The sequence below is a fragment of the candidate division WOR-3 bacterium genome, assembly GCA_016867815.1.
Classification (GTDB): domain Bacteria; phylum Hydrothermota; class Tepidihabitantia; order Tepidihabitantales; family Tepidihabitantaceae; genus UBA2258.
This window is the reverse complement of the sequence record VGIR01000096.1, coordinates 1-10,560: the sequence shown is the minus strand read 5'-3', so window position 1 is coordinate 10,560 and position 10,560 is coordinate 1. Positions and strand designations below refer to the sequence as shown.

The 10,560-nt window shown below is 64.7% G+C and carries 12 protein-coding genes and 1 pseudogene; all 13 read left to right on the top strand.

Annotation, left to right across the window (positions count from 1 at the left end):
* The first annotated feature begins 27 nt into the window (after nucleotides 1-27).
* Nucleotides 28-495: pseudogene (locus FJY68_11870) on the top strand (type II toxin-antitoxin system VapC family toxin).
* On the top strand, nucleotides 488-727 hold the full coding sequence (locus FJY68_11865) for a hypothetical protein (protein MBM3332523.1): 240 nt from the start codon (nucleotides 488-490) through the stop codon (nucleotides 725-727). Before FJY68_11870 ends, FJY68_11865 begins: the two are co-directional and overlap by 8 nt.
* Before the next feature lie 176 nt (nucleotides 728-903).
* Nucleotides 904-1,545 (top strand): hypothetical protein, encoded by a 642-nt coding sequence (locus FJY68_11860; GenBank protein MBM3332522.1) that lies wholly within the window; start codon nucleotides 904-906, stop codon nucleotides 1,543-1,545.
* Between the two features lie 19 nt (nucleotides 1,546-1,564).
* A complete protein-coding gene (locus FJY68_11855) occupies nucleotides 1,565-3,007 on the top strand; it encodes an alpha/beta hydrolase (protein MBM3332521.1) in 1,443 nt (480 codons plus the stop codon).
* A gap of 425 nt (nucleotides 3,008-3,432) precedes the next feature.
* Nucleotides 3,433-3,879 carry a PEGA domain-containing protein gene (locus FJY68_11850; GenBank protein MBM3332520.1) on the top strand — a complete coding sequence of 149 codons (447 nt, stop codon included), beginning with the start codon at nucleotides 3,433-3,435 and terminating at the stop codon, nucleotides 3,877-3,879.
* Entirely contained in the window at nucleotides 3,879-4,970 is a 1,092-nt protein-coding gene (gene amrS, locus FJY68_11845) for an AmmeMemoRadiSam system radical SAM enzyme (protein MBM3332519.1), read from the top strand. Before FJY68_11850 ends, amrS begins: the two co-directional genes overlap by 1 nt.
* Nucleotides 4,928-5,998 carry a DUF362 domain-containing protein gene (locus tag FJY68_11840; protein ID MBM3332518.1) on the top strand — a complete coding sequence of 357 codons (1,071 nt, stop codon included), beginning with the start codon at nucleotides 4,928-4,930 and terminating at the stop codon, nucleotides 5,996-5,998. Before amrS ends, FJY68_11840 begins: the two co-directional genes overlap by 43 nt.
* Entirely contained in the window at nucleotides 5,995-6,792 is a 798-nt protein-coding gene (locus tag FJY68_11835; GenBank protein MBM3332517.1) for a hypothetical protein, read from the top strand. The genes FJY68_11840 and FJY68_11835 overlap by 4 nt, the downstream gene beginning before the upstream one ends.
* A gap of 67 nt (nucleotides 6,793-6,859) precedes the next feature.
* A complete protein-coding gene (locus FJY68_11830; GenBank protein ID MBM3332516.1) occupies nucleotides 6,860-7,369 on the top strand; it encodes a DUF488 domain-containing protein in 510 nt (169 codons plus the stop codon).
* Complete coding sequence (gene nadA / locus FJY68_11825) at nucleotides 7,366-8,340, top strand: quinolinate synthase (protein MBM3332515.1); 975 nt, start codon at nucleotides 7,366-7,368, stop codon at nucleotides 8,338-8,340. Before FJY68_11830 ends, nadA begins: the two co-directional genes overlap by 4 nt.
* A gap of 81 nt (nucleotides 8,341-8,421) precedes the next feature.
* Complete coding sequence (locus FJY68_11820; GenBank protein ID MBM3332514.1) at nucleotides 8,422-8,961, top strand: hypothetical protein; 540 nt, start codon at nucleotides 8,422-8,424, stop codon at nucleotides 8,959-8,961.
* A complete protein-coding gene (locus FJY68_11815) occupies nucleotides 8,951-9,589 on the top strand; it encodes a hypothetical protein (GenBank protein ID MBM3332513.1) in 639 nt (212 codons plus the stop codon). Before FJY68_11820 ends, FJY68_11815 begins: the two co-directional genes overlap by 11 nt.
* Nucleotides 9,505-10,365, top strand: a complete 861-nt coding sequence (locus FJY68_11810) for a class I SAM-dependent methyltransferase (GenBank protein ID MBM3332512.1) — start codon at nucleotides 9,505-9,507, stop codon at nucleotides 10,363-10,365. The genes FJY68_11815 and FJY68_11810 overlap by 85 nt, the downstream gene beginning before the upstream one ends.
* Nucleotides 10,366-10,560: the final 195 nt, after the last annotated feature.

Genomic DNA, 10,560 nt, shown 5'->3' with positions numbered 1-10,560 from the left:
GTATAGTAAAGACATGGCGGTGAAGCGATGACGAGACCCTCTTGGAGATTGTACCTGGACACATCCGTGTTCGGCGGGTGTCTTGATGCTGAGTTCGCTGAGGATTCACGTCGCGTCATAGACGCAGTCATGTCCGGGAAGGCGCGCCTCTTGTTTTCCGAGGTAGTTGAGGCTTAGTTGCTCGGCGCGCCCGATGCGGTACGCCTGTTGTTCGCGGAGCTGCCGCACGAAGCCCGAGAACGAATCGCCTTCTCACCGGAAGTGGAAGCTCTGGCGCGCGAGTACGTGGCACGCGGTGTCGTGCCGGAGGCATGGCTTGAAGACTGCCGCCATGTGGCCTCCGCAACCGTGGCGAGAGCCGACGCCATCGTGTCGTGGAACTTCAGGCACATAGTCAAGCTGGATAAGATCAAGGGCTACAACCAGGTGAACCTCTTGAACGGCTACGGGCTGCTCACGATAGTGAGTCCGAAGGAGGTGAGTTTCGATGAGTAGTACACTGTGGAAGCGGTTCCCCGTCGAGCCCGGATTGCACACGCTGGATATGAAAGACCGCCTGCAGGAGCGCGTCATGGAAGACACAAAGGGGGCTTCGCCGGAGGCGCTTCTGGCCTACTTCCGCAGGGCGTCGCGCCGGTTCTGGGACGAAGTGGGCGGCGCCTACCCGGAGTCCGAGGCGTCGCCGGTGTTGGTTCACGACGCCGACAAGTCCTCCGACCGCGAGTAACGCACGGCGCGCACCCTTCCGACCGAACGAGTTTCAGGAACAGCAGATGACACGGCCCAAGTCACTTTGGGCTTGCGGTTTTCGATTGCCGATAGGCGGAGCAGATGCCGACATTTGGCGGAACGGCTGGGGTTGTTGACAGTCGGACGCTGACAGCGATACTTGGTCTGCCAAAAATGAGATACGCGCCGATTCATCTGTTCCGCATCGCGCTGATTCTGCTTCTGCTGTTAGTGTCTCGCAGTCCGGCACAGTCAGAAGCCGTGCTCTTGCCCGATGCCGGGGATGGGGCCAGTCCCGATGTCCTGGCAGGCGAGGTCATCGGCGCGGTGGTGACGGGCGGGCTGCTGAGCGTCGGACTGGGCTACGCGGCGATTCGCGTAGCAGGCGAACCTTATGACCTGTCCGGCAAACTGACGGTGCCGGGCCTTGCCGGACTAACCGGCGCGGCGGTCGGACAGGCGGCCGGGTCGGCTCTGGGGACGATGCTGATCGGAGACCTCGCCCGACAGGACCACGTCGCGTCGGGCGCGATCCTCGGCTCTGCAGCCGCCTTGCCGCTGAGCCTTCTGCTGGTTGTCGTCGCCGACGCGATGGAGGGCAACGGCAGGTCCGGAGCGCTGCTGCTTATCCCGGCCTTCGCCGCACCGACGGTCGGCGCGGTCGTCGGCTACAATCTCTCACCTCCCTGCGGCTGCCGGGGAGGCGATAGCCAGTCCGCTGGCCGTCTGCTTCCGCCGCGCATCGGGGTCGCGCTGGAGTCGGACGAGGCGACTGCGGTCGCGTATGATTTCAGGCTGCTGAACTTCAGGTTCTGACCAAGGAGGCCCTTTGTCCATGCTGAAACGGTTCGCAGGACTCGTTCTGCCCGTCGCCCTTCTGCTCCTGTTTGCTTCCGGCTGCAAGCCCACTGCTGCCAAAGGCGTTGCCGGCCTGTGGCAGGGCACGCTGAAGGTGCAGGGGACCGAACTCCGCATCGTGTTCCACGTCAACCAGGCTGCCGACGGCAAGCTGAGCGCGACCCTGGACAGTCCGGACCAGGGCGCGACCGGTATTGCGGTCGACGAGTGTTCGTTCGGCAACGGCAAGCTGACGCTGGCCGTGAAGTCCATCGCCGGCGGGTTCGAAGGGATGCTGAAGAACGACAGCACGATCGAGGGGAAATGGAACCAGGGAGGCATGTCCCTGCCGCTGGTGCTCAAGCGGATTGAGAAGGTCGCGGCGGCGCTCCGGCCGCAGGAGCCGAAGCGGCCGTACCCGTACAAGGATGAGGAAGTGACCTTGGAGAACCAGACCGCGGGTATCACGCTCGCCGGGACTCTGACCCTGCCGGAAACGGGCGGCCCGTTTGCCGCCGCCGTGCTCATCACCGGCTCCGGCCCGCAGAGCCGAGATGAAGAGGTCTTCGGCCACAAGCCGTTCCTGGTCCTGTCCGACTACCTGACCCGGCAGGGAATCGCGGTGCTGCGCTGCGATGACCGCGGGGTCGGCAAGTCCGGCGGGGACAGCAAGGCCGCCACCACTGCCGACTTCGCCACCGACGCACTGGCAGCGTTCGAGTATCTGAGGACCCGCAAGGAGATCGACCCGAAGCGCATCGGTCTCATCGGGCACAGCGAGGGCGGCGTGATCGCGCCGATGGTGGCCAACCTGGCCCCGGACGTGGCCTATGTCGTGCTGATGGCCGGGACCGGCATACCGGGTGACTCGGTCCTGATGCTGCAGTCACGACTCGTGGCGAAGGCCGAAGGCGCGTCCGAATCGACTCTGGCGAAGAGCGCGGTTGCCCAGCGCGCCCTGCTCGACCTCGCCAAGTCCAACCTGGACAGCGCGGGCCGGGCGGCGAGGCTCAAACCGTTGCTCAAAGAAGCGATATCGCAACTCAGCCCGGCCGACAGCCACGCCATCAACTCGTCCGACACCTCGAACCAGGCAGTCGAGCAGCAGATCAAGGCCGTGCTCACGCCCTGGTTCCACTACTTCCTGAACTACGATCCCCGCCCGGCGCTGACCAAGCTGCGTCAGCCGGTGCTGGCCATTGTCGGCGAGAAGGACGTGCAGGTCGCGCCCAAAGAGAACCTCGCGGCCATCGACGCCGCGCTCAAAGCCGGCGGCAACAAGGACTATCTGACAAAGGAATTGCCGGGATTGAACCACCTGTTCCAGACCGCGACCACCGGCGGGGTGAGCGAGTACGCGAAGATAGAAGAGACCATCTCCCCCACCGCGCTAAAGGTGATGGGCGACTGGATTCTGGCGCGCGTCCGCACGCAGAAGTAGCCGTTCCGGCACCGAAGCAAGGCCTTACCACAAAGACACCAAGACACCAAGGGAACCACGGATAGACACAGCGCGCGTCGGACGCGCAAGTCAAAGGTCAAAGGGCAAAAGCCAAGAGTCAAAATGCCCGACCGACTGTCATTCCGAACGAAGTTAGGAATCTCGCCCTGGGATGGTCGCAGACGAGATTCCTCGTCGCTCCGCTCCTCGGAATGACAGCTTCGCGGAAACGACGATCTTGCACGCTTGTAGTACGGATGAACACGGATCGTTCGATTCGTGACTTCGGCATTCTGATATCTGTGTTCTGACTTCTGAATTCGTCTGCTGCCCATCAACCTGGTGTCTTTGTGCCTTGGTGGTTAGCTCCTATCCCGACTCCGAAGCCGGATTGACTTGGCAATGCCAATCGGCTATTGTTGAACGTGCTACCCCTATACATGCTGTTGCTTCTGTCCGGCCTCTCCCCGGCCGATTCCGGCTATCTGACCGTAAGGTCGAACTCGGCCGGCATCGCGGTCTACCTTGACGGCGAATACCTGGGCCGGACGCCGGTGGAGATGCACCGCGTGCCGCCCGGCGAGCACTCGGTGTCGATCATCTCGAACGACAGCCTCGAGAATGTCTACTGGCGCATCCGCGAGGGCAAACTTGGCGCCAAGCTCTCTTCGCTTTGGCGACTGGCCGCGGTCAACGCCGGCACCGCCTCGGTCCGGGTCCAAGGCGGCATGCTGACGGAAATGACCATTGACTACGGCCGGGTGCTGAACGCGCCTACCGAAGCCAAGCTCATTGCCTGCGGCTCCATCGGCGGGCTCTTCCTGTTGGGGGCCGTGGTCGGATTCCTGGTGCACCTGCTCGCGTTCGATTGATGGTCAAGTCGGCCGCCCTGTTCGTGCTCGCGGCGCTGCTGCTGAACGCGAGTGCGCCCGGCACGCGTGCTTCGTCATCCCCCACCCGTGAGGCAGAATACTACCGCCGACTGGACAACAAGCTGGTTGCCTGCGACCTCTGCCCGCGCCGGTGCGTCATTCAACCGGGCGGGCGCGGCGCCTGCCGGGTCAGGGAGAACCGCGACGGCCGGCTCTACTCTGTCGTCTACGGCCGCCCCTGCTCGGTCGGCAAGGAGCCGATTGAGAAGGCGCCGTTCTTTCATTTTCTCCCCGGCCGCCAGCGCCTCACCATCGCCACTGCCGGCTGCAACCAGTCGTGCAAGTACTGCCAGAACTGGGAGCTGTCGCAGGCCCGGCCGGAAGAGGTGCAGAATCACGACCTCTCCCCGGCTGAAGTAGTCGCCCTGGCCGTCAAAGAGAAGGCACCCATCATCTGCTTCACCTACACGGAGCCCGTCGTCTTCTACGAGTACGTGATGGACATCGCCCGTCTGGCCCGGGCGCAAGGCATCCGCACGGCCGTGGTCACCGGCGCCTACGTCAACCCGGAGCCGCTCAGAGAGCTCTGCTCGGCGGTCGACGCCATCAAGATCGACCTGAAGGGCTTCACGCCCGAGTTCTACCGCAACGTCTGCGGCTCGACTCTCGAACCCGTGCTCGAAGCCTGCCGGACGGTGGCGCAGAGCGGCACGCACCTGGAACTCGTGAACCTCGTCGTCCCGGCCCTGAACGACGACACCGCGACGATTCGGAAGATGTGCCGCTGGATCAGGGAGAACGTCGGCGACACGGTCCCGGTCCATTTCACCCGGTTCCATCCCGACTACCGGCTCCAGAACTCGCCACCAACGCCGACCGCCACCCTCGAAGGCGCCGTCGCCATCGCCCGTTCCGAGCACCTCCAGTTCACCTATGTCGGCAACGTCCCCGGCCACCAGGCCGAGAACACGTGCTGCCCCGCCTGCGGCCGGACCCTGGTCCGGCGCAGCGGCTACTCGGTAGTCGAGAACCGGGTTAAAGACGGCAAGTGCCCGTTCTGCGGCGTGCGCGTCGCGGGAGTCTGGCAGTGAACCCCGCCGTCGTCTACTTCGTTCCGCCGGAGCGCGCGACCGCGGGCGTCGGAGCGATCCTCGAAGCGACCGGCTACTTCAACCGCCTGCGGCCCAAGAAGCGGGTCGGCATCAAAGTCCACTTCGGCGAACAGGGCAACCGGAACCACCTGCGCCCCGAGTTCGTGCGGGCAGCCGCAATTGCGACCAGCTACTACAATCTTCAGCCGGTCGTCATCGAAACCACCGCCCTCTACCGCGGCCGCCGGCAGCAGGCCACCGAACACCTGCAGCTTGCCCGTGAGCACGGATTCACGATTGACAACGTCCTCGCACCGCTCGAGATCCTCGACGGCCGGCACGGCGAGAAGTCCTACGCGGTGCCGCTCGACTCCGCCTTGGTCCCGGTCGCGCGCCTCGCCCAGGGCCTGCGCCGGATTCGCTACATCATCAACCTCGCCCACTTCAAGGGGCACATGGTTGCCGGGTTCGGCGGGGTCATCAAGAACCTCGCCATGGGCCTGGCGGCCAAGGCCGGCAAGCTCGAGATGCACTCCCAGTCCAAGCCGTGGATTGACGCCGAGAAGTGCAACAGTTGCGGCGACTGCGTTGACTACTGCCCCGCAGATGCCATCAACTTCGTCCAGTACGTGGCCCGGATCGGTTTCGGCTGCACCGGTTGCGGCGGCTGCCTGGCCATCTGCAAGCGGAACGCCGTGAAGTTCGACTGGGACGCCGGCTCGGAGACCGTTCAGCTCAAGATGGTCGAATACGCCCGGGCGGTGCTGCTGGGGCGCGAGCTCATCCACTTCAACTTCTGTCTCAACATCACTCCCAACTGCGACTGCATGACTCGCACCGAGAAGCCGGTCACTCCCGACGTCGGTCTGTTCGGTTCCCTCGACCCGGTAGCCTGCGAACAGGCCGCCTGGGACCGCGTCTCTGCCAAACTCAGGCCGGTCTGGCCCCAACTCAAACCGGAACTGCTCCTCGAGACCGCGGCCAGGCAGGGACTTGGTACCCGGGAGTACCAGGTCGTCCAGCTATGACGCCGGAAACCAGCGGGCAGAGCCCTCTGACCCCCTCCCCGGAACCGCAGCACCCCGAGACCAGTTCAGCCGAAGTCCCTTCCCCTGCCCCGATTCCTGACGTCCGGCTCGACCTGTTCGAAGGCCCGGTTGAGTTGCTGCTCTACCTCGTCAGGAAGAACGAGCTGGATGTCGCCGACGTACCGGTGGGCCGCTTGACTGATGACTTTCTCGGGGTGGTTCGCCAGGCCACCGCGCTGGACATGGGATCGACCTCGGACTTTCTCATCATGGCTGCCGTCCTGCTGCGGTTGAAGACGCGCGCCCTGCTCCCGCGTGGCCCGGAAGAGGACCTGTCCACGCCGACCGTCAGCCTCGAACAGATAATGGACGAGTTCCGCCGCTACCAGCAGGTTGCCCGGATGCTCTCCGACAAGGAATCGGAGCGGCGTCTCCTCTACCCGCGCGCGGGCGAGTCGCCGCGCGCCAGACAGGCCGAAAGCGAGGACGTCGTCGCCCTCGCCGCCGCGCTCAAGCGGGTCCTGGCCAAGCTGTCGCCGGAACGCGTGGCCCAGATTGCGCCACCCAAAGTGCGGCTGGAAGACAAGATCGCCGACCTGCGCCGCGTCATGCGGGAGCGGCGGTCCGTTGACTTCGAGGAGGTCGTTACCGGCACCACGGTAGCCGAGGTCATAGTCCTCTTCATCGCCGTGCTCGAGCTGGTCAGACTCGGAGAACTGCGCGTCCACCAGCAGGCCGAGTTCGGCACCATCCGGCTGGAACTGCGCGAACCTGACCCGGCACCGAATGGCTAGCGCCGCACTTTACTTGTCTCCGTTCCTGGTCTAGGATTGGAGGTCGCCGACTGACAAACCAGCGCCAATGAAAGTCTTTACCATCGGCACGGACCACCGGACCCACTTCGACTTTGCCCGGCTGCTCGTGAAGTACGGGATCGAGGTGCTCTTCGACGTCCGCCGCACTCCGGAGTCGCGCGAGGACTACTTCCGCCGCGACGGACTGCAGGCTCTGGCTGCCGGCCAGGGTATCGACTACATCTTCATGGGCAACGAGCTGGGCGGGCCATGCGACGACGGCCGCGGACAATGGACGGACAGCGATGAGTTCAAGCGGGGCATAGACATCATTCGCAGCAAAGCCGCCAAGCGGGCGTGCTGCGTCCTCTGCGCCGAGCGGACGCCGGAGAACTGCCACCGCCTGTCAATCGCCGAGCACCTGGCCAAACAGGACATCGAGGTCGTTCACATCATCGACGAGAATTCGGTCTGGACTCCGCCGCCGCGTCGTCCGTCACCACCGGCTCCCCGCCCGAACCTTCGCTCCACTCACGCCGGTCGTGGTCGCTGGCGCCGTCCCGGCCCGCGTCGATGAACTCGCCATCCGACTCCGCTAATCTGAAATCCGCAATCCGCAATCTGAAATCCGCTGCCGGCGCCGTTATCCTCGCCCACAATTACCAGGTTCCGGACATCTACGACGTCGCCGACTTCATCGGCGACTCGCTGGAACTCGCCCGGCAGGCGCGGACGGTGAGATCCCGGCTGATCGTCTTCTGCGGCGTCCGCTTCATGGCTGAGACGGCGAAGCTGGTCAATCCCGAAACCCGGGTGGTTCTGGCCGCCCCGGACGCAGGCTGCCAGATGGCGGACATGGTCACGGCCGAGGCGCTGCGTGCGCGGAAGAGCGAACTGGGTGATGTGACCACTGTCGCTTACGTCAACACCCCGGCCGAAGTCAAGGCTGAATCCGACATCTGCTGCACGTCGGCCAACGCGGTCAGGGTCGTGAAATCCCTGCCCGCCGACCAGCGCATCCTCTTCGTTCCTGACCGCCATCTTGCCGCCTACGTCGCCCGCGAGGCCGGACGTCCCCTGCTCGATTCCCGACTCCCGATTCCTGACTCCCGACTCTCGCCCGCCGGGATCATTCCCTGGGAGGGATTCTGCTATGTGCACGCCTCCTTCCGGGCAGCCGATGTGGAACGAGCCCGCAAGGAACATCCCGACGCCTTCGTCGTCGTTCACCCCGAATGCCCGCTCGAGGCAATTGACGCGGCCGACGCGGCTGCCTCGACCTCGGGCATGGTCCGTTTGGCGCGGGAGCATGGAGCAATCGTGCTCGGTACCGAAGCCGGCATGTGCGACCGGGTCCGTCGCGATCTGCCGCAGGTCAGGTGCTGGCCCCTGCGCCGGTCCGCGCTCTGCAGGAACATGAAGCTGACCCGGCTGGAAGATGTCCAGGCCGCACTGGAAGGCGCGATGCCGGAGATCGACGTGTCCGCGGAAGCCGCCGGCCGCGCGCGCCGCGCGCTTGACCGCATGATGGAAGTCCCTGGTCGATAGCCCGCAATCCCTCCTCCCTGATCCCTAGCCTCTACCCCTTGCCATCCTTGACTCTGCGCGGCAACCGCCTACATTCTCTTCATGCTGCCCCTTTTGCTTGTGTCCGTGCTGGTTACCGGTGGTTTTGAAGCCGGCGGCCACATCGGAGTGACGTTCCCGTCTTCCGGACTCGAAAACACCCACGACGCCGCAGCCCTCTTCGGCATCAGCCTCAGCTACGCGACCGCGGCGGAACGCCTCATGCTGGAGTACGGCTACACCGGCCTGCAGGCGAAACAGACCAGCCCCTACCGATTCGACATCAACCGGTTGTCGTTCGGGTACGGCCACGAGTTCGCAGTGGGCCGCCCGGCTGCGGGAACGACTTCCTACTGGGGATTCGAGGCCTCGGCTTCGGCCGGGCTCGGGCTGCTAAGCCGTGCGGTTGGTTCTGCCCGCGAGGCGGGCAGGTCACCTTTCGGGATTGTCGGCCTGGGTTTCTTCCAACGCCAGGGCCACAGCCGGTTGTCACTTGGCCTTGACAACTTCCTGTTCGGCGAGTCGCGGCCCGCCGGCAGCTCCCGCACCGTCTCTGTCACCTACCTGATCGGAATCAAAGGAGGAGTCGCCTATGTGTTCTGACGCGTGTCGCCGCCTCCTCGTCGTCATTGCCGTCGGTGCGCTGCTCTCCGGTTGCGACGACATGACGCTCTACCGGGCGAAGTCCGATTACTTCCCGCTCGTGCCCGGCAGCCGCTGGACCTACGACGTTGCCGGCAACACGGCCATCGACTCGGTCGTTGGCGACAGCGCGATAGACGGCCGCGGCTGCGTCGTGGTGCTTCGTGACTACGCGCCGGAGTACTGGACGAAGCAGGTGACCGAGGTACAGCAGTTCACCAAGCTCGTGGTCAATCGCGGCGGCCAGGACTACGTGCTTGAGCAACGTTACCGGCTCGCCTATGCCCTGCCGCTGGTGGAAGGCGCGACCTGGTCCGATTCTTTCCAGGCAGCAGTCGTCCTGCAGGGGACCGACACGGTGCTTGTCAAAGACAGCACCTTGGGCCGGGTCGCGGCGATCGAGGACGTATCCACCCCGGCCGGCACGTTCCTGCAGTGCTACCGGATTGAGATCCACCGGAGAGTCGAGGCCGCCGAGCTTTCATTCACTGCCGACTACGATGAATGGCTCGCCCCGGGTGTTGGGCTGGTCAGGCGCGTGACCGGTACCGATACGATGGAACTGACCGCCTACAACCCGGGACGCTGATTCCCGTGGCCGAAGAGAAGCTGGCCCGGCGCCGTGACTGGGTGCCGGTAGCGCAAACCTGGGGTCGTGACCCCGACGACAAGGAGCCTTGGCGCCGCGTCGCGACCATGCCGGCCCTCGCACTCAACCTAGTCGAGCAGGAGCTGATCGGCACGGCCGCCGGCCTGACTGTCTGCGCCCTCGGCGTCAGCGACGGCATGGCGCCGCTGGCGCTGGCGGCGATGGGCGCAAGGATCACGGTTGCGGACCCCAGCCAGAGCATGCTCGACATGCTGATGATCCGGGCCCGCATCATTGGCGTGGAACTGAACTTCGTTCAGACAGAGCTCTGCGACATGGCGGCAATCAGCGGTGAGTCGTTCGAGCTCGCATACGCTGCCCAGGCAACACGCCAGATTTCTGACATCGACCGGTTCTATGCCGAGGTCCATCGCGTCCTCAGCCCGGGCAGCCGTTTCATCATCAACGAATACCACCCGGTGCGCCGCATCTGGAAGCAGGAACCCGGCCACCCGCGTGCCGATTGCTCGTACTTCGACCGGCGCCGGCGCCGGGAAGATGATGAGCTCATCCCTGACCCGAACGCGCCCGGCGTGAGCCTCGGCAAGTTCGACTTCAGCTGGACCGTCTCCGACCATTTCTGCGCACTTGCCGCTGCCGGGTTTCGCGTCCTGGCGCTCGAGGAAATCGGCGACGTCCGCCAGAAGTGGGAAGTGCCGAACCTGAGAGGACTGCCCGAGCAGCTCGTGCTCGCCGCCGAACGCCTCACCTGCTGACCGCCGCGCCGGTTTGACTCCGGCGCCGCTTCTCCTATGATGAATTGTGGCAGAGCCCTTGACTTGGGTTCCCGATTCAACCAACAGAAAACACTGCCTGGAGGCAAACACATGCGTCTGAGAATCCTGCTTTTCGTATGCGCCGCGTTCGCGCTGACCTTCGCGTACCCGGACTACAACCGCCCGGTCGTCAGC